This is a genomic window from Pseudomonas sp. 44 R 15, from assembly GCF_900004965.1.
GTDB classification, from domain to species: domain Bacteria; phylum Pseudomonadota; class Gammaproteobacteria; order Pseudomonadales; family Pseudomonadaceae; genus Aquipseudomonas; species Aquipseudomonas orientalis_A.
In genome coordinates this window covers 37,541-56,466 of sequence record NZ_CVTU01000100.1, presented here as the reverse complement: position 1 = coordinate 56,466, position 18,926 = coordinate 37,541, and the positions used below count along the sequence as shown (strand labels likewise).

Sequence of the window (18,926 nt, the reverse complement as noted above, 5' to 3'; positions counted from 1 at the left end):
TGGCCGGTTGCGCCACCGCAGCCAGCCTGGCGGCGCGGGGTTGGCGGGTCAGCTTGCTGGAACGGCATGCCGGACTGGCCGCAGAGGCCTCGGGCAATCCCCAGGGCGTGCTGTACCTGAAGCTCTCAGCGCACGGAACGGCACTGTCCCAACTGATACTCAGCGGCTTCGGGCATACCCGGCGCCTGCTCGAACAGTTGCACCGTGGCGTCGACTGGGACGACTGCGGCGTGTTGCAACTGGCGTTCGACGCCAGGGAAGGCGAGCGCCAGGCCCAACTGGCGGCAGCCTTTCCCCCAGCACTGTTGCACTTGGTCGATCGCGATCAGGCCCGGCAATGCGCCGGGATCGACGTGGCCCAGGGCGGTGTGTTTTTCCCCGAGGGCGGCTGGGTGCACCCACCGTCGCTCTGCCAGTGGCAGGCAACGCACCCCTTGATCAACGTGCTCACCCACCGCGAGGTGCTTGAACTCGACCGAGTGGATGACCAGTGGTGCGCGCGCGACGGTGATCGGCTACTGGCCAGTGCCAGCGTGGTCGTGCTCGCCGGGGCTGCCGAGATCAAGCGCTTCGCACCCAGCGCCGACTTACCGCTCAAGCGCATCCGCGGGCAAATCACCTGCCTGGCGCAGACGCCGGCAAGCCGGGCGCTGGCCACCGTGGTCTGCGCTGAAGGTTATGTCGCACCGGCCCGCCTGGGCGAACATACCCTGGGCGCCAGTTTCGATTTCAATAGCCAGGACCTCACCCCCACCAGCGCCGAACATGCCGGTAACCTGGAGAGGCTGCGCGAAATCTCGGAAGACCTGCTGCAACGCCTGGACGCCGACACCGTGGCAGCGGAACACTTGCAGGGCCGCGCGGCCTTTCGTTGCACCAGCCCCGACTACCTGCCGATCGTCGGCCCGTTGGCCGACCTTGAGGCCTTTGCACAGGTGTACGCCGCACTGGGCAAAGACGCCCGGCAAGTGCCAGACATACCCTGCCCGTGGTTGCCGGGCCTGTACATCAACAGCGGGCACGGCTCACGCGGCCTGGTCACCGCGCCACTGTGCGGCGAACTGCTGGCAGCCTGGCTCTGTGACGAACCACTGCCCTTGCCGAGCGCGGTGGCCGAGGCCTGTCATCCCAATCGATTTGCCCTGCGCGCCCTGGTTCGCGGCCAATCACAGGCCTCTAAAGTGCAGGCCGGATGACCTCATGGCAGTTTGCTTTATAACTTATTGATCTAAAACTCCACGCATAGCGCTGGGTCAGTTTCTGGGTACGCGCCCTTCAAGGCGTATTGAGTATTGACCCCTCCCCAACGGAAAAACCGGTAAGGAACTTATGTGTGGATTAGCTGGCGAGTTACGCTTTGATCATCAACCTGCCGACCTGGCAGCCGTGGAACGCATCACGCATCACCTCGCCCCCCGTGGCCCCGACGCCTGGGGCTTTCACGCCCAGGGGCCGATTGCCCTGGGTCATCGCCGCCTGAAAATCATGGACCTGTCGGACGGCTCCGCCCAACCGATGGTCGACGCCCAACTGGGGCTGTCCCTGGCCTTCAATGGCGCGATCTACAACTTCCCGGAACTGCGCCAAGAGCTGGAAGCCCTCGGCTACGCCTTCTATTCCGGCGGTGACACCGAAGTGCTGCTCAAGGGCTATCACGCCTGGGGCGAAGCATTGCTGCCCAAGCTCAACGGCATGTTCGCGTTTGCCATCTGGGAGCGCGATGCCCAGCGTCTGTTCATCGCCCGTGACCGTCTCGGTGTGAAGCCTTTGTACCTGTCGCGCACCGGCCAGCGCCTGCGCTTTGCCTCGGCCTTGCCGGCGCTGCTCAAGGGCGGCGATATCAACCCGATCCTCGACCCGGTGGCGCTCAATCACTACCTCAACTTCCATGCCGTGGTGCCTGCACCGCGCACCCTGCTGGCAGGCATTGAAAAACTGCCGCCGGCGAGCTGGATGCGCATCGATGCCAGCGGCAAGACCGAACAGCACACCTGGTGGACCCTGCCCTACGGCCCCCATGAGGATGAAAAACACCTGACCCTGGAAGACTGGACCGATCGCGTGCTCGACAGCACCCGCGAAGCCGTCGCGATCCGCCAGCGCGCGGCTGTGGACGTTGGCGTGCTGCTCTCCGGTGGCGTCGACTCGAGCATGCTCGTCGGCCTGCTGCGTGAAGTCGGCGTGCAAGACCTGTCGACCTTCTCCATCGGTTTTGAAGACGCGGGCGGCGAGGCTGGCAACGAGTTCCAGTATTCCGACCTGATCGCCAAGCACTACGGCACCCGTCACCACCAGTTGCGCATCGCCGAAAGCGAGATCATCGAGCAACTGCCGGCCGCGTTCCGCGCCATGAGCGAGCCGATGGTCAGTCATGACTGCATCGCCTTCTACCTGCTGTCGCGGGAAGTGGCCAAGCATTGCAAGGTGGTGCAGAGCGGCCAGGGCGCCGACGAACTGTTCGCCGGTTACCACTGGTACCCGCAGGTGGATGGCGCCAGCGATCCGTATGCGGCTTATCGCGATGCCTTTTTCGACCGCAGCTACGACGACTACGCCGCCACCGTTGCGCCGAAATGGCTGACCGCCAACGACGCCGCCGGGGACTTCGTGCGCGAACACTTCGCGATGCCGGGGGCTGATGCCGCCGTCGACAAGGCCCTGCGCCTGGACAGCACGGTGATGCTGGTGGAGGACCCGGTCAAACGCGTCGACAACATGACCATGGCCTGGGGCCTGGAAGCGCGTACACCGTTTCTCGACTATCGCCTGGTGGAACTGTCGGCCCGCGTGCCGGGCAAGTTCAAGCTGCCCGACGGCGGCAAGCAGGTGCTCAAGGAAGCCGCGCGCCGGGTGATCCCCAGCGAAGTGATCGACCGCAAGAAAGGCTACTTCCCGGTGCCGGGCCTCAAGCATTTGCAAGGCGACACCCTGAACTGGGTACGCGAGCTGCTGCTGGACCCGAGCCAGGACCGTGGCCTGTTCAACCCCGCCATGCTCGACCGCCTGCTGACGGACCCACAAGGCCAATTGACGCCGTTGCGCGGCTCCAAGCTGTGGCAACTGGCGGCGCTGAACCTGTGGCTCAGCGAACAAGGAATCTGATCAATGAAACCTAACGCCGCGGCGTACAGCCAACGCTTGCTCAAGGGCCAGGCGCCGACCTACGAGCGCCTGCAGGCCCGGCTGGCCGAAGACGGCAGCGCGCAAGGCCCCGAACCGATTGCCGTGCATTGCGGTTGGGGGCGTTTGTTGATCGGGCACACCTTCCCCGACCCCGCCAGCCTTGCCCAGGAACTGCTCAACGAGCAACCCGGCGAGCGCGATATCGCGCTGTATGTGGCCGCGCCCCAGCAGATTCTCGGCATCGATCCGCAGCAGTTGTTCCTCGACCCTTCGGACACTCTGCGCCTGTGGTTCAGTGACTACCGCCCCGCTACCCGTGTGTTTCGCGGCTTTCGTATCCGCCGCGTGCAGAACGAAGCCGACTGGCAGGCGGTGAACCTGCTCTACCAGGGCCGCGGCATGCTGCCCATTGACGCCGAACGCCTGACGCCGCGCCATCAAGGCGGCCCGGTGTACTGGCTGGCCGAAGATGAGGACAGCGGCGCGGTCATCGGTAGCGTCATGGGCCTGAACCATCAGAAAGCGTTCCATGACCCGGAAAACGGTTGCAGCCTGTGGTGCCTGGCGGTAGACCCGCAATGCACCCGGCCCGGCGTGGGTGAGGTGCTGGTGCGCCACCTGGTGGAACACTTCATGAGCCGAGGCTTGAGCTATCTGGACCTGTCGGTGTTGCACGATAACCGTCAGGCCAAGAGCCTCTACGCCAAGTTGGGCTTTCGTGCGTTGAACACCTTCGCCATCAAGCACAAGAACGGCATCAACCAGCCGCTGTTTCTCGGCCCCGGGCCGCAGGCGGGGTTCAATCCTTATGCACGGATCATTGTCGAAGAAGCCCATCGACGGGGCATCGACGTGCAGGTGGATGATGCCGATGCCGGCCTGTTCACCCTCAGCCACGGCGGGCGCCGCGTGCGCTGCCGCGAGTCGCTGAGCGACCTGACCAGCGCCATCAGCATGACGTTGTGCCAGGACAAGAGCCTGACCCACAAGGTGCTCAAGGCCGCCGGCTTGAAGTTGCCGGCGCAGCAATTGGCGGGCAGTGCCGACGACAACCTGGAGTTTCTCGACGAACATCAACGTATCGTGGTCAAGCCGCTCGATGGCGAGCAGGGCCAGGGCGTGGCGGTGGATTTGCACACGTTCGAGGAGGTGCAGCAAGCCATCGACGCGGCGCGCCAGTTCGACAGCCGCGTGCTGCTCGAAAGCTTCCACGAGGGCCTGGACCTGCGCATCCTGGTGATTGGCTTCGAAGTGGTCGCCGCAGCGATCCGCCGCCCTGCCGAAGTGATGGGTGACGGTCAGCATTCGATTCGCGCCTTGATCGAGGCGCAAAGCCGACGGCGTCAGGCCGCCACCGATGGCGAAAGCAAGATCCCCCTGGACGCGGAAACCGAGCGCACCCTCAAGGCCGCCGGCTACGACTACGACAGCGTCCTGCCCCGTGGCGTGCAACTGGCCGTGCGCCGCACCGCCAACCTGCATACCGGCGGATGCCTGGAAGATGTCACGGCCATTTTGCATCCGACCCTGGTAGATGCCGCTGTGCGTGCAGCGCGCGCGCTGGATATTCCCATGGTCGGCCTGGACCTGATGGTGCCCGCCGCCGACCAGCCCGAATACGTCTTCATTGAAGCCAATGAACGGGCAGGCCTTGCCAACCATGAACCGCAACCGACCGCTGAGAAGTTTGTGGATTTGTTGTTTCCGCACAGTCAGCCGGCCGCCTGACCACCGATTGTTCCCACGCTCCGCGTGGGAATGCAGCCCGTGACGCTCTGCGTCACCACAGCGGACGCAGAGCGTCCCTGGAGGCATTCCCACGCAGAGCGTGGGAACGATCGCCCTCAACTCATCAGGAGTTTCCATGACTCGAACCATTCCCGAACCCGATCTCGCTTACCTGCAAAAAGTGCTGCTGGAAATGCTCGCCATTCCCAGCCCCACCGGCTTCACCGACACCATCGTGCGCTACGTCGCCGAACGCCTGGAAGAGCTTGGTATCCCGTTTGAAATGACCCGGCGCGGCACGATTCGCGCGACCCTCAAGGGCCAGAAAAACAGCCCTGACCGCGCCGTCGCCGCGCACCTGGACACCATCGGCGCCGCCGTGCGCGCCATCAAGGACAACGGCCGCCTGACACTGGCGCCGGTCGGCTGCTGGTCAAGCCGCTTTGCCGAAGGCAGCCGTGTCAGCCTGTTCACCGACAACGGCGTGATCCGCGGCAGCGTGCTGCCACTGATGGCCTCCGGGCACGCGTTCAACACCGCCGTGGATGAAATGCCGGTGAGCTGGGACCACGTGGAACTGCGCCTGGACGCCTACTGCGCGACCCGTGCCGATTGCGATTCCCTGGGGATCAGCGTCGGTGACTACGTGGCATTCGACCCACTGCCGGAGTTCACCGAAAGCGGCCACATCAGCGCACGTCACCTGGACGACAAGGCCGGCGTCGCGGCCCTGCTCGCTGCGCTCAAGGCCATTATCGACAGCGGCGAACCGCTGCTCATCGACTGCCACCCGCTGTTCACCATCACCGAGGAAACCGGCAGCGGTGCCGCCGCAGCCCTGCCCTGGGATGTGAGTGAATTCGTCGGCATCGACATCGCCCCGGTCGCTCCGGGCCAGCACTCCAGCGAGCACGCGGTGAGCGTGGCGATGCAGGATTCCGGTGGGCCGTACGACTATCACCTGTCACGGCATCTGCTGCGCCTGGCGGCGGACAACGACCTGCCGGTACGCCGCGATCTGTTCCGCTATTACTTCAGCGATGCGCATTCGGCGGTCACCGCCGGGCATGACATCCGCACCGCCCTGCTGGCGTTCGGGTGCGATGCCACCCACGGTTACGAGCGCACCCATATCGACAGCCTGGCGGCACTGAGTCGACTGCTCGGCGCCTATATTCTCAGCCCACCGGTATTCGCCAGCGACGCGCAACCGGCACAAGGCTCCCTGGACCGCTTCAGCCATCAGATCGAACATGAGACACAGATGGAGAGCGATACCCGGGTGCCGTCGGTGGACAGCCTGGTCGGGAACAAGTCCGATGCCGGCAACAGCTGATACTTGAAACGCCCGACACTGGCAACAAAAGTCCCGGCACAGTAGCATCGCCGGGACTTGACCCCCGAGGCTTATATGCTGATCCCCTACGACGCGCTTGAAGTCGACACCCTGACCCGCCTCATCGAGGATTTCGTCACCCGCGATGGCACCGACAATGGCGACGACACACCGCTGGAAACCCGGGTACTGCGCGTACGTCAGGCACTGACCAAAGGCCAGGCGCTGATTGTGTTCGACCCGGAAAGCGAGCAGTGCCAACTGATGCTCAAGCACGACGTGCCCAAGCACCTGTTTGATTGACGGTGACGCTACGGGTTGGGCACCGGCACCGGATAGGCGGCACTCGCCTGGCGCTCGAGGATTTTGCGATACACCTCGGCGCGATGCACGCTGACGCCTGCCGGCGCTGCTATGCCGAACTTCACGTGGTTGGCACTGACTTCAAGAATGTGCAAAGCGATATCATCGCCGATGGAAATGCTTTCGCCCAAGGCGCGGCTCAAGACCAGCATGGCGGTTGTCCTTTTTCGAATGTCAGGACCCCGACCATGCTTGTTTGTAGCGTAACCAGCAATGGCTCGCGGCCAAATCAGGCATCACCTACAGGCATAGGTAATTTGCCTGACAGACCGCACCCCTATCAGCCCTTTATGGCCTGCGCCTTGGCGCGCATCTTGTCAGCCATCAGCGTCATCTCGTCATAGAGCAACTGCGGGTTTTTCTGTTTGAGTGTCCACGCCATTCGCCCCTGCTCGTGGGGCAGAATCATGAACTCGCCTGCACTCACGCGCTGATGGATATAGTCGGCGATGTCCGTCGCCGAGATCGGCGAACTCTCGAGCAACTTGCCCACCTGCGCTTTCATCGCCGGGGTCGGTCCGCGAAATGAATCAAGCAGGTTGGTCTGGAAAAACGACGGGCACACCACATGCACGCCGATTTCCTGCTGCTTGAGTTCCACCAGCAGGCTTTCCGACAGCGCCACCACACCGGCCTTGGCCACATTGTAGTTACTCATGGCCGGGCCCTGCATCAGCGCGGCCATCGAGGCGATGTTGATGATACGGCCCTTGCTCTTTTCCAGCAGCGGCAGGAACGCCTTGCAGCCCTTGACCACGCCCATCAGGTTGATTGCGATCTGCCAGTCCCAATCCTCGAGCGACAGCTCGGCAAAGAACCCGCCGGACGCCACGCCGGCGTTATTGACGATCACATCGATGCCGCCAAGCTTCACTTCGCAGGCCTGCGCCAACGCAGTGAGCTGGCTGTAGTCACGCACATCGCAGCGCTGGATGAAACCGTCGCCACCGGCGTCGCGCACCAACCTCAGGGTTTCCTGCAAGCCCGGCTCGCTGACATCCGACAAGGCCAGCCGCCAACCCTCACGGGCCCAGCGCAGTGCGATTTCACGACCCAGACCGGACCCGGCGCCAGTGATCATCATGCGGTTTTGCATAGGAAGTAGCCTTGTGGTTCACGATGGAAGTGATCGGCAGTGTAGCGAAGGTTCCTGCCGCGCCCACGCACCATCAGAATGATGAATGCCCCAGGCAAACCGCGGGCTCGGTCGGATACTTGCGTATAGCCTAAGTTCAATATTTTTCAACTAACGTTGCGTAGTTGCGGCCGTGTTAAAAGAAATAAGCGAGCAAGCGAAATGCTTTAAAAAAATACTGAATTTTTTATCAGGCGGCAGAGTCGGAGTTGATAAGCCGTCCATTATCAGATGGACGAGACTCCCGCTGAATAACCGGTCTTTACAGAAGGCCTATAAGGAATAAAACCATGAGCCTGATTCTGATCATTATCCTGATTCTCCTGTTGGTGGGTGGCCTGCCGGTGTTCCCGCACTCGCGTAACTGGGGTTATGGCCCGTCGGGTATCCTGGGTGTGGTGCTGGTAGTTCTGCTGGTGCTGTTGTTGCTCGGCAAGATATAAGCCCCTTCCAAGGGTAAAAAAAAGAGGCCTCAATTGAGGCCTCTTTTTTATTGCCGGTTTGTTAGTTAGTCCGGCTTGCCGTCCACCACACCTGCGGTGTTATCCAACAGGCTCTTGGTCGCGGTTTGCAGGAACGACTCAAGTTTCTGCTTGAGCGCCGCTTCGTCCGGCGACTCGGCAATGACCTTGCCGGTCGGGTTGGCGCCCAGTTCGTATTGCCACAACTTCGGTGGCATTTCCTTGGGCAGGACCAGTACGCGGTCGGCCGTCAGCAAGGCGACGGTCTGGTCGCTGCCCGATGGCTTGATCACGCCGAAGCCCTTGTCGCCTTCCGGCAGGTTCAGCAGGTCACGGCCCCAGCACTGGTGCAGGGTGTCACCGCCGAGGCGACCCATGATGGTCGGGACGATATCGATCTGGGTGCCCACGGTGTGGTCACGCTCGCCGAACTTTTCCTGCATGCCCGGCGCGATCATCAGCATCGGTACGTTGAAACGGCCCAGGTCCATCTCGGTGATCTGTTGCTCGTTGCCGAAGCCGTGGTCGCCCACCACCACAAACAGGGTTTCCTTGAAGTACGGCTCCTTGCGGGCCTTCTCGAAGAACTGGCCCAACGCCCAGTCGGAGTAACGCATGGCCGTCAAATGCTCGTTGAGGCTGCCACGGTCGGTGACCGGCTCAACCGGCAACGGCGTCGGCAACGCGTACGGTGTGTGGTTGGACAGGGTTTGCAGCAGTGCGTAGAACGGCTTGCCGCCTTCGCGGGCCTTCAGTTCTTCCAGGCCACGGTTGAACATGTCCTGGTCGGACACGCCCCAGGTCGGATCGGAAAACACCGGATCGACGAAGTCATTGCGGCCGATGAAGTTGGTCATGCCCTGGTTGCTGAAGAAGCCCGACTGGTTGTCCCAGGCAAAGTCGCCGTTATAGACGTACACGTCGTCGAAATCGCGCGCGCTCAGCAACTGCGGCAGGCCCGACAGCTTGTGGCTGCCTTCGGGGGTCTGCATCAGGTATTCGAAGCCCGGCAGGTTCGGGAAGCACGCCATGGTGGCGAACATACCCTGGTGGGTGTGGGTGCCGTTGGAGAAGAAGCGATCGAACAGCAGGCCTTCCTTGGACAACTTGTCGAAGTACGGCGTGATGTTGCCTGGACGGCCCAGGGCGCCCACCGAGTGACCGGCGAAGCTCTCCATCAGGATCACGACCACGTTCTTGATCGGCAGGGTCTTCTCGGCCGGCGGCGTGAAATCACGGCGCACGGCGGCGGTGTCGGTATCCACCAGCTTCTCGCTCGGCAGCAGCAGCATGTCACGCACGGTCTGGGTGGCCAGCGGTTGTTCCAGGGTGGCTTTCCAGACGTTGTCGCGATGCGCGGAGAAACGCGCCTTGGCCGCGCCGATCAACGACAGCGTACCGTTAAGGCCCAACTGGTTGGCGAAGTTCGAGTCGGTGGTGTACACGTCGCCCCAACGCAACGGCGGGCCCTGGCGCAGGGTGCCACGGATGGCGACCACGGCGACCAGCAGGCACACCACGAACACCGCGATGCGGCTGTACCACGGCGCCACCTGGCGCGTACCGATGCTGCCGCCACTGAACGGGCCACGTGGGCGCGTTGCACGGTCGGCGCCCTTGAAGGCCATGCTCAGGATCAGCGTGCCCACCGCCCAGGCCAACAGGTAGCGCACCACCGGGAAGCCATACCAGAGCATGCTCACCACGGTTTTCGGATCTTCCTTCACATACTGGAAGACCAAACCGTTGAGGCGCTGGTGGAACTCGCGATAGAAGTCCATCTCCATCAGGCCCAGGAACAGCGCAATGCTGGAGGCAACGGTCAGCCACAACCGGAAAAACCCGCGCGCCGCCATGGCCCGGACGCTGAACAAGGCCAACAGCAGCGGGACCAGCAGGTACATCACCAGGCGGATATCCAGGCGCAGGCCGTTGGCGAACGCTTCCAGGAAGGTCGAGGCGGGTGTGTCGAGGATCATCTCGCGGTTGTAGACCAGCAACGCCAGGCGCAGAAGGGAGAACATCACCATCATGACCAGTGCGCAGAGCAGCGTGTATGCCAGATGGGATTTGACGGTCGGTTGCAGCAGGCGATTTGAAGCTCGCTGCTGATTCAGGGCGTCCGGGTTTGCCATGTCGTTTTAGGACCCATTGGAAGTTGAAGTTGCGAAATTAATGCAGTGGCGTCCGCCCTCGCCCAGGCTGGCCGGGGTGGGTGGTTAACGCGGTGGCGCAAATGGTGCCCGATCAAGGCCGGCAAGGCTATTAATTACTGAACGTGCGAGCTCGCCACCGCTTTAAATGCCCCAGGGATTGGGGCCCTGGCAGAGGAACAAAGCGAGCGAATTGTCTTGGACGGGATGTGAAAATTTCGTGCAGCGAATACTTTCGACACACAAATTCAGCGGGGGTAGGTAAAACCGGCAAAACCAATGTGGGAGGGGGCTTGCCCCCGATAGCGGAGGGTCAGCAACAGATACAGTGCTGACCCACCGCTAATCGGGGGCAAGCCCCCTCCCACAGTGCGGTGTTAGATCCGCACGTTACCGCGCGGCCCGGCGATGGCCCAGATGATCAGGCCCAGTACCGGCAGCAGCAGGATCAACAGAATCCACAACACCTTGGCGCCCGTGCTCGCGCCGCTTTTGAACACGTTGATGATCGCCCAGATATCCAGCGCGAGGATGATCAGGCCAATCAGGCCGTTGAAAGTTGAACCCATGGTGTCGCTCCTAAGTGTGGGGGCATGCCCTTGTAGGATAGTCAGCCCTGACGGGGGTTCCGTATTATTTAAACGTGAACGGCAATCTTCAGGGCTTCCAGCGACGGCTCAGCCTTGATACCAACCTCGGCGCACAGTTCCAGCACCCGCGACAGGTCGTTGCCGAACACCAGGACGGCCTGGATTTCGTCATCAAGCAGTTGGCTGAAGTTGAGCAGCACATAGCCACCGTCTTCCGGGCTCAGGGCGCTCATCTGGATCTGGATGCGATTGAGCGCGGTCAGGTCTTCGGTCTTGGCCAATTGCTTGGGCTTGAGGTTGAACGCCACGCCCGGACCGAACGAGGCAACGATCTGCGCAAACAGGTCCGCGTAGGTGTCGGCCTGGAACAGCACAGTGTCCGGCAGGCTGCCGACCACCACCCACTCCCCCAAAGGAATCGGGAAGCTGTCGTCGTAGTTGATATCCGGATTGGCCGCCAGAAAAGCCGCAGGATCCGCGTAGGCCTGAGCTGCTTCATCGGCGATACGCGCCACCTCGTCCGCCCCCATGACACCGCTGCTGATTTTGCTGATGAGTTCGACGAGAGCGGTTTTCATGGGTGGGTCCTGTGGCGGGCGGTTTTCGAGGGCGCGTAGCCTACACCAGTTTTTGCAACAGCGCCGCCGTATCCACTGCCCCCATGGTCTGCGCCGCCGCCAGCGCCGTCGCGCCCTGGGCATCGGTGGCCTTGGGGTTGGCACCCTGGCCGAGCAGGTAATCGAGCATTTCGACACGGTTGAACATGGCCGCCATCATCAACGCCGTGCGCCCATCCGAAGACGCCGCCTCAACCGGGGTGCCGCCTTCGATCAGCGCCTTGACCACCGCCAGGTGGCCCTTGAATGCCGCACCGGCAATCGGCAGTTGGTTCTTGTCGTTGGCGATCAGGGGGTCGGCCTTGAACTCCAGCAGCACTTTTACCGCCTCGGCGTGGCCGTGGTAGGCGGCGAGCATCAACAGCGTGTCGCCATTGTGGTTACGAAAGTTGGCCGGCAGACCTTTGGCCAACAGCGCCGCGAGCATGGCGGCATCGCCCTTGCGGGCGACGTCGAAGACCTGCTCGGCAAATTCGGCGGCTTCGTCTTCGGTCATTTGTTGGGGCTGGGTCGACATAGTAGGGCTCCTTTCTGATGCTTTATATGGCGCCCAGTGTCGCGATGGAGTTCCCCGCTGTCATGGCTTTTTTGTCAAAAGCGCCCATAGGCAGAATCAATAGAGAAAGCCCGGCCGCCGGCCGGATGGAATTTATCCCGCAAGCATGCGGTCTGAGTCGTTAGCAAAACAGCAACTGCGCGCGGGAATTAACCGTCTGGATAACGCAAAATGCAGGATGCACGATGGCCTTTCATGCAAATTGCACGAAAACGAAAATCTTGAGATTTTATAAATCACTGATTTATAAAGACTTTTTATAAGATTCAATACTGGCACAATCACTGCACCTATCACTCCATGCTTGCCAACTTGAGCCAATGGAGCTGATAGACATGAGCCTGATCCAAGATAAATTCGCTTCGGTATTTTCCAACTACGACGTCACCACCCAACCACGTCCAGACGGCGGCATTCTGTTGACCCTGCGTAACAGCGAAGGCAAACAGGTCAAGCGCTCGATCTCGTATCAGCAGCTGCACACCGCCGACCAACTGACCTGGGTCATCAGCGCCATCCGCCGCGACCTGGCCGAACAAGCCAGTGAGCTGCCACAAATTTCGATGCTGCAAAGCCAGAACCGCTTTGCCCTGCCGACTTACCATTCGGCATAAGCGCCACCGTTAAAGAAGGGCCGCAACGCCGTTGAGCGTCGCGGCCCTTTTTTATGTGCGCCACGCATGGATCGTTCCCCCGCTCCGCGTGGGAATGCATCCCGTGACGCTCCGCGTCACCATTGCGCAATTGCCGGATGTTGCGTTGAAAGCAGGACGCAGAGCGTCCTCGGCGGCATTCCCACGCGGAGCGTGGGAATGATCTTGTGCATGACTGAGCGTCGCGGCAAGTCTTTCGCTGAGATGATCGTTCCCTCGCTCCGCGTGGGAATGCATCCCGTGACGTTCCGCGTCACCACTGCGCAATTGCCGGATGTTGCACTGAAAGCAGGACGCAGAGCGTCCTCGGCGGCATTCCCACGCGGAGCGTGGGAACGATCTTGTGCATGACTGAGCGTCGCGGCAAGTCTTTCGCTGAGATGATCGTTCCCTCGCTCCGCGTGGGAATGCATCCCGTGACGCTCCGCGTCACCATTGCGCACGTTTCGGATGTTGCATTGAAAGCAGGACGCAGAGCGTCCTGGGCGGCATTCCCACGCGGAGCGTGGGAACGATCTTGTGCATGACTGAGCGTCGCGGCAAGTCTTTCGCTGAGATGATCGTTCCCTCGCTCCGCGTGGGAATGCATCCTGTGACGCTCCGCGTCACCATTGCGCAATTGTCGGATGTTGCGTTGAAAGCAGGACGCAGAGCCTCCTCGGCGGCATTCCCACGCGGAGCGTGGGAACGATCCTTGTACGCCGGCGAGCTCGCGGCCCTTTTTTATGCCATCAGCACAGTCCCTGACGCGTCGCCTCATTCATCGCCTGCACCCGGTTATTCACATCGAGCTTGCCGTAGATATTGCGCAGATGGAATTTAACCGTGGCCTCCGAGGTGCAGCGAATCCTGCTCATCTCCCAAATGGTCTTGCCCTCGGAGGCCCATCGCAGAATCTCCAGTTCCGTCCGGGTGAGGGGTTTGCCGAGCAGACTCAAGCGTCTTCTGATGGCCGTCGGCACGATTTCCAACGGGTGAGACATCTCCTCTGGGCGACTCATTGCTCTCTCCTTTTTATATGCCGATGCGCTGTCACCCTTCGGATTCTTCCTATTGACAGGCGCCATGAACATTGAACAAAGCGAGAGTTACACAACCTGAGCAATGAGAGAGCGAGGCCGAGGCTAAACAGCCACGCCCTACATGGAATTAGGCTTCTTCCCACAGCAAATTCCAACTTGCCCGGGTTGAACATTTAAAATATTTGTCTTAGTCGTCCAATTTGCCAGCGTCACGGGCGATGTCACTGCCGGTCAACGTCGGCACCGCGCCCTCGACGGTGTTGAACAAATGCAGCATCACACAATAAGGATGCTCGCCCATGTCGAACCAATGGGGCATCTCGGCAGGCACGATCAGCAGATCGTTCTTCTCACACCGCACGCCGTAGACGTACTTGCCAATGCGCAACGAGCACAGCCCCTGGCCAGCGATGAAGAATCGCGCCTGGTCTTCAGCGCAGGTGTGCTCATCAAGGCGTTCGGCCTGCAGCACTTCTTTGGAGTCAGCACCGGTCACGCTGAGCACCTCGGCACGCGCGTAGCCGAGCGCGTCGATCTGCGGCTGATACGCCGCAATCAGTTGCGCCTCGTCGACGCCCTTTTCGAGTGTGCCGGGCTGCCAGCGTGCAAAGCGCACGCCGTGTTCGGCCAGGGTCGACTGAATGTCGTCGAAGTGGGTCAGCACTTTGTTCGGGGTGTCCGGTGTAGCGAGGTCATAGACGGCGACATAGCTCATTGCACGGTTCCTTGGTTCGGCTCTTGCAATCGAAGGCCAATGATAACGGCGGCAGCCAGGGCCGCGATGCTGGCAATACTGAACGTCAGCGTGGGGCCCAGCAGGTTCCAGCTGTAACCGGCATACAGCGCGCCCAGCGCACCGCCGGTGCCGGCCAGCGCGGCGTAAAGCGCCTGGCCCTGGCCTTGCTGGCGATCACCAAAACTGCGCTGCACGAAGGCGATGGCCGCCGCATGAAAACTGCCGAACGTGGCGGCATGCAGCACTTGCACCAGCAGCAGCACCCAGAAAAATTCGGCAAATGCGCCGAGCAGCAGCCAGCGCAGTGCCGCCAGCAGGAAACTGGCCAGCAACACCCGGCGCACCGAAAAGCGCGAGAGGATGCGGCTCATGGCCAGGAACATCAGGACCTCCGCCACCACCCCTAGGGCCCACAGCAAACCGATCACGCCACGGCTGTAGCCCAGGTGTTCAAGGTGCAGAGTGAGAAAGGTGTAATAGGGGCCATGGCTCATCTGCATCAATGCCACACAGGCATAGAACGCCAGCACGCCGGGGTTGCGTAACTGCCGCACAAAGCCGTCCCCGGCCAGACGTTGGCCGTGGTTGGCGGGCTGCGCATTCGGCACCCACAGGCTGGCGCCGATGATACCGGCCATGATCACCACGACCACCACCGGGTAGATGTCCACGCTCAGCCAGTCGAACAGCCGGCCCATGATTACGACGGTAAGGATAAAGCCGATGGAGCCCCACAGACGGATCTGGCTGTAGCGCGCTGTCTGGCGTTGCAGATGAGCCAGGGTGATCACTTCGAACTGCGGCAGCACCGCGTGCCAGAAGAACGCATGCAGGGCCATGACCAGGGCCAGCCAGGCGTAGGTCTTGCTGACGAAAATCAACGAGAAACTCAACAGCGTGCACACCGCGCCGAACCGCACGATGGCCAGGCGGCGGCCGGTGTAGTCGCCCAGCCAGCCCCAGAGGTTGGGCGCCACGCAACGCATCAGCATGGGGATGGCCACCAGCTCGCCAATACGCGCGCTGGAGAAGCCCAAGTGATCGAAATACAACGCCAGGAACGGCGCCGTCGCCCCGAGCAGGGCGAAGTAGAACAGGTAGAAACTGGAGAGACGCCAATAAGGGAGGGCTGTCACTGTCAGCCCGTCACAGCTGGCCCAGCACCGGCGTACTCACCTGCACATCGGCATTTTGTCCACGGTTGCGCAGCAGGTGGTCCATCAGCACGATAGCCATCATCGCCTCGGCAATGGGTGTGGCGCGGATGCCGACGCACGGGTCGTGGCGGCCCTTGGTAATCACGTCGACCGGGTTGCCGTGCACATCGATCGAGCGGCCCGGCGTGGTGATGCTCGATGTGGCCTTGAGCGCCAGGTGCGCAACGATCGGCTGGCCCGAGGAGATGCCACCGAGGATGCCGCCGGCGTTGTTGCTGAGAAACCCCTGCGGGGTCATCTCATCGCGATGCTCGGTGCCGCGCTGGGCCACGCAGGCGAAACCGGCACCGATTTCCACGCCCTTGACCGCGTTGATGCTCATCAGCGCGTGGGCCAGTTCGGCGTCGAGACGGTCGAAGATCGGCTCGCCCAGGCCCGGCTTCACGCCCTCGGCCACAACGGTGATCTTCGCACCGACCGAGTCCTGGTCGCGGCGCAGCTGGTCCATGTAGGCTTCCAGCTCCGGCACCTTGTCCGGGTCGGGGCAGAAGAAGGCGTTGTCTTCGATGCTGTCCCAGGTCTTGAACGGGATTTCAATCGGGCCAAGCTGGCTCATGTAGCCACGAATGAGGATGCCCTGGGTCGCCAGGTATTTCTTGGCAATGGCACCGGCCGCCACGCGCATCGCGGTTTCACGGGCCGAACTGCGGCCGCCGCCACGGTAGTCGCGCTCGCCGTATTTGTGATGGTAGGTGTAGTCGGCATGGGCCGGGCGAAACAGGTCCTTGATCGCCGAGTAGTCCTTGGACTTCTGGTCGGTATTACGGATCAGCAGGCCGATGGCGCAGCCGGTGGTGCGGCCTTCGAACACCCCGGAGAGAATCTCGACTTCGTCGGGTTCCTGGCGCTGGGTGGTATGGCGGCTGGTGCCGGGCTTGCGGCGGTCCAGATCACGCTGCAGGTCTTGCACAGACAGCTCGAGGCCGGGCGGGCAGCCGTCGACAATGGCGACCAACGCCGGGCCATGGCTTTCGCCCGCGGTGGTGACTGTGAACAGCTTGCCGAAGGTGTTGCCGGACATGCGGAGCGCTCCGTGAAATCAGTTGAATCAAGTCAACCGTAATAACTTAAGGCGGCCAGTATACGCAGGCTAACCGACTAGTTCATCCTCGAAACCTTACCGGTAGACATTGGTCCAACCGGCACCTCTCCAATGATGGCGCGATGATGCTGCGAGTTCTGCTGTTCACCCTCACCCTGTTTACCGTCGCGGCCCAGGCCGCCTCCCCCGTCGTGCTGCAACGGCCCATCAGCCTGGACACCGGCAGCGGCGAGCTGTTTGGCTCGCTGCTGTTGCCGCAGTCCGACCAACCCGTGCCGGTGGTGCTGATCATCGCCGGTTCAGGTCCCACCGACCGCAACGGCAACAGCGCCGACGGCGCGCGCAACGACAGCCTCAAGCGCCTGGCCTGGGTGCTCGCCCGGCACAATATCGCCAGCGTGCGCTACGACAAACGCGGCGTGGCCGCCAGCCTTGCCGCGACCCCGGATGAACGCAACCTGACCCTCGACGCCTACGTGGCCGACGCCGTGGCCTGGGGCAAGTTGCTCAAGGCTGACAAGCGCATGGGCCCGTTGATTGTGCTGGGCCACAGCGAAGGCGCGCTGGTTGCCGCCCTCGCTGCGCCGCAGTTGAATCCGGCCGGAGTGATTTCCTTGTCCGGCAGCGCCCGCCCGGTCGACCAGGTGATTCGCCAGCAACTGGCCGATCACCTGCCACCGGCGCTGTTGCTGCGCAGCAACGACATTCTCGACCACCTCAAGGCCGGCCAGGTGGATGACGATGTGCCGCGCCCACTCGAAGGTATTTTCCGACCCAGCGTGCAGCCCTATCTGATCAGCCTGTTTCGCGCCGATCCCTCGGCAGCCTTTGCGCGCTTGAGCATGCCGGCCCTGATCATCCAGGGCACCAACGACATACAGGTCGGCGTGGACGATGCCCGGCAATTGAAAAAGGCCAAGCCCGACGCACAGTTGACCGTGATCGAAGGCATGAACCACGTGATGCGCATCGTGCCCAACAACGTCAAGCAGCAACTGGCGTCCTACAACGATCCGAAATTGCCCCTTGCGGCCGAGTTGGGCGAGCGGATAGTGCGCTTTATCGACGGACTTGCACCCCGTTAAGCGGCCATTGGCCTCCAGTCCTGGAGAAAACGGCCGATAAGCCCAGAGTCGACAGTAAAAAGACTGTCGGCTCGCAGGGCTTGGACAGGATCGCGCCGCATGACAACCACCGAAGCAACACCCGAACCCACCGCTGACATCCCGGCTGAAGCCGAGGCCGCCGCTGCGGCGGCGCTGCCTTGGGCGGACGTACACGCCGAACATTTCAAGATGCTGCGCCTCGCCCCGTTGGCCATCGACCGTGCGACCGGCGCGCGGCCCTTGCGGTTTGTACAGTTCGGTTACGCCGAGCGCCATGATTCGCATCACAGCCTGTTGCGCCTGGTCATCCAGTTGCCCGGCCAGCGCGTTCGGCGCGAGCAGAACACCCTGGATATCTGGGTGGACCACGATAAACATCGCGTGCACTTCGGCCCGGGCAACAGCCTGGAAATCGAACCGGCCAACCGTGGCCTCGGCCGCTTCCTGGTGGCCCAGGCCGCCGCATGGGCCAAGAAGAAGTGGTCACACTACCGCGTCGATGGCGTCGACCTGGCCAACAAGGACGCGCTCAACGAAGCCACGCGCCTGCGCCGCGACCACTTCCTGCGCGTCCAGGGTTTTGACGTGGCCTATGCCGACGTGCAACACCTCAAGGGCAACGTACAGCCGGGCAAAGTCAGCGATGTGCTGGACAGCTGGAACACCGAGAAAGTGCAATTCGTGGAAATCCTCGAAGCTGCGCAGATGCTGCAACAGGCCGAGCAGAACCTGGCCGAGCAGGAAGTGAAGCTGCGCAAGGAAGAGGAAAAGGTGCTCAAGTTCAAACGCGAGGACAGCGGGCTGCGCTTTACCATCACCTGCCTGGTGGCATTTACCGTGTTTCAGGCGGGGCTGTTGATCTGGATTGCCACGCACCGTTAACAGACTGGAATGCAATCAAATGTGGGAGGGGGCTTGCCCCCGATAGCCATAGGTATCTACACAACTCTGTAGCGCTCAACCGTAACCACGATGCGAAGCGAGTCGCTCTTGACCTTGATCTTGATCTGCTTTTGATCCTAGGCGCCCCGTTAAACCACGCTGGCCGAACGCAGGCTTGAATCCGTGGGTAACCCGGCAGGACGCCG

The 18,926-nt window shown here is 62.0% G+C and carries 19 protein-coding genes; 9 read left to right on the top strand and 10 right to left on the bottom strand.

Going from position 1 to position 18,926, the window contains the following annotated elements:
- The 5 genes from mnmC to BFP93_RS17560 all read left to right on the top strand — a co-directional run.
- Positions 1 to 1,196, top strand: a 1,196-nt coding sequence (gene mnmC / locus BFP93_RS17580) for a bifunctional tRNA (5-methylaminomethyl-2-thiouridine)(34)-methyltransferase MnmD/FAD-dependent 5-carboxymethylaminomethyl-2-thiouridine(34) oxidoreductase MnmC (RefSeq protein ID WP_083205686.1), incomplete at its 5' end; no start/stop codon positions are given.
- A gap of 133 nt (positions 1,197 to 1,329) precedes the next feature.
- Positions 1,330 to 3,102 (top strand): N-acetylglutaminylglutamine amidotransferase, encoded by a 1,773-nt coding sequence (locus BFP93_RS17575; protein WP_065894023.1) that lies wholly within the window; start codon positions 1,330 to 1,332, stop codon positions 3,100 to 3,102.
- Between the two features lie 3 nt (positions 3,103 to 3,105).
- A complete protein-coding gene (ngg, locus tag BFP93_RS17570) occupies positions 3,106 to 4,851 on the top strand; it encodes an N-acetylglutaminylglutamine synthetase (protein ID WP_065887976.1) in 1,746 nt (581 codons plus the stop codon).
- A gap of 136 nt (positions 4,852 to 4,987) precedes the next feature.
- Positions 4,988 to 6,187 carry an osmoprotectant NAGGN system M42 family peptidase gene (locus BFP93_RS17565; RefSeq protein ID WP_065894022.1) on the top strand — a complete coding sequence of 400 codons (1,200 nt, stop codon included), beginning with the start codon at positions 4,988 to 4,990 and terminating at the stop codon, positions 6,185 to 6,187.
- A 75-nt stretch (positions 6,188 to 6,262) separates the two neighbouring features.
- Positions 6,263 to 6,490, top strand: a complete 228-nt coding sequence (locus BFP93_RS17560) for a YheU family protein (RefSeq protein WP_003192759.1) — start codon at positions 6,263 to 6,265, stop codon at positions 6,488 to 6,490.
- 8 nt (positions 6,491 to 6,498) lie between these two features.
- Here BFP93_RS17560 and csrA read toward each other — a convergent pair whose 3' ends face one another.
- Together csrA and BFP93_RS17550 are read right to left on the bottom strand one after the other, a co-directional pair.
- Positions 6,499 to 6,702, bottom strand: a complete 204-nt coding sequence (gene csrA / locus BFP93_RS17555; protein ID WP_065887973.1) for a carbon storage regulator CsrA — start codon at positions 6,700 to 6,702, stop codon at positions 6,499 to 6,501.
- Positions 6,703 to 6,830: 128 nt separating this feature from the next.
- On the bottom strand, positions 6,831 to 7,646 hold the full coding sequence (locus BFP93_RS17550) for an SDR family oxidoreductase (RefSeq protein WP_065894021.1): 816 nt from the start codon (positions 7,644 to 7,646) through the stop codon (positions 6,831 to 6,833).
- Positions 7,647 to 7,975: 329 nt separating this feature from the next.
- On the opposite strand from BFP93_RS17550, the gene BFP93_RS17545 reads away from it, so the two are divergent.
- Positions 7,976 to 8,128 (top strand): DUF3309 family protein, encoded by a 153-nt coding sequence (locus BFP93_RS17545; protein WP_003192767.1) that lies wholly within the window; start codon positions 7,976 to 7,978, stop codon positions 8,126 to 8,128.
- Positions 8,129 to 8,193: 65 nt separating this feature from the next.
- Here the strand turns inward: BFP93_RS17545 and BFP93_RS17540 are convergent, their stop codons facing one another.
- The 4 genes from BFP93_RS17540 to BFP93_RS17525 all read right to left on the bottom strand — a co-directional run bounded on the left by BFP93_RS17540 (position 8,194) and on the right by BFP93_RS17525 (position 12,023).
- Positions 8,194 to 10,281: an LTA synthase family protein gene (locus BFP93_RS17540; RefSeq protein WP_057721425.1), complete on the bottom strand. Its 2,088-nt coding sequence runs from the start codon at positions 10,279 to 10,281 to the stop codon at positions 8,194 to 8,196.
- A 395-nt stretch (positions 10,282 to 10,676) separates the two neighbouring features.
- Positions 10,677 to 10,868, bottom strand: a complete 192-nt coding sequence (locus BFP93_RS17535) for a PLDc N-terminal domain-containing protein (RefSeq protein WP_003172956.1) — start codon at positions 10,866 to 10,868, stop codon at positions 10,677 to 10,679.
- Positions 10,869 to 10,936: 68 nt separating this feature from the next.
- The gene (locus BFP93_RS17530; protein WP_065887970.1) at positions 10,937 to 11,467 is read right to left on the bottom strand and encodes a hypothetical protein; all 531 of its coding nucleotides are present in this window, start codon (positions 11,465 to 11,467) and stop codon (positions 10,937 to 10,939) included.
- Between the two features lie 40 nt (positions 11,468 to 11,507).
- Complete coding sequence (locus tag BFP93_RS17525; protein ID WP_065887969.1) at positions 11,508 to 12,023, bottom strand: ankyrin repeat domain-containing protein; 516 nt, start codon at positions 12,021 to 12,023, stop codon at positions 11,508 to 11,510.
- A gap of 374 nt (positions 12,024 to 12,397) precedes the next feature.
- On the opposite strand from BFP93_RS17525, the gene BFP93_RS17520 reads away from it, so the two are divergent.
- Complete coding sequence (locus tag BFP93_RS17520) at positions 12,398 to 12,676, top strand: DUF3509 domain-containing protein (RefSeq protein ID WP_003172952.1); 279 nt, start codon at positions 12,398 to 12,400, stop codon at positions 12,674 to 12,676.
- 770 nt (positions 12,677 to 13,446) lie between these two features.
- Here BFP93_RS17520 and BFP93_RS17515 read toward each other — a convergent pair.
- The 4 genes from BFP93_RS17515 to aroC form a co-directional block, all read right to left on the bottom strand.
- Positions 13,447 to 13,716, bottom strand: coding sequence for a response regulator transcription factor (locus tag BFP93_RS17515; protein WP_065887968.1), 270 nt, complete (start codon positions 13,714 to 13,716; stop codon positions 13,447 to 13,449).
- Positions 13,717 to 13,924: 208 nt separating this feature from the next.
- Positions 13,925 to 14,452, bottom strand: a complete 528-nt coding sequence (locus BFP93_RS17510; protein WP_065894020.1) for an acireductone dioxygenase — start codon at positions 14,450 to 14,452, stop codon at positions 13,925 to 13,927.
- Positions 14,449 to 15,609: an MFS transporter gene (locus tag BFP93_RS17505; RefSeq protein WP_065894019.1), complete on the bottom strand. Its 1,161-nt coding sequence runs from the start codon at positions 15,607 to 15,609 to the stop codon at positions 14,449 to 14,451. The genes BFP93_RS17510 and BFP93_RS17505 overlap by 4 nt, the downstream gene beginning before the upstream one ends.
- A 10-nt stretch (positions 15,610 to 15,619) precedes the next feature.
- On the bottom strand, positions 15,620 to 16,711 hold the full coding sequence (gene aroC / locus BFP93_RS17500; protein ID WP_065894018.1) for a chorismate synthase: 1,092 nt from the start codon (positions 16,709 to 16,711) through the stop codon (positions 15,620 to 15,622).
- Between the two features lie 143 nt (positions 16,712 to 16,854).
- On the opposite strand from aroC, the gene BFP93_RS17495 reads away from it, so the two are divergent.
- On the top strand, positions 16,855 to 17,817 hold the full coding sequence (locus BFP93_RS17495; protein WP_065894017.1) for an alpha/beta hydrolase: 963 nt from the start codon (positions 16,855 to 16,857) through the stop codon (positions 17,815 to 17,817).
- Positions 17,818 to 17,916: 99 nt separating this feature from the next.
- Positions 17,917 to 18,720: a hypothetical protein gene (locus BFP93_RS17490; protein ID WP_065894016.1), complete on the top strand. Its 804-nt coding sequence runs from the start codon at positions 17,917 to 17,919 to the stop codon at positions 18,718 to 18,720.
- The last annotated feature ends 206 nt before the right edge of the window (positions 18,721 to 18,926 follow it).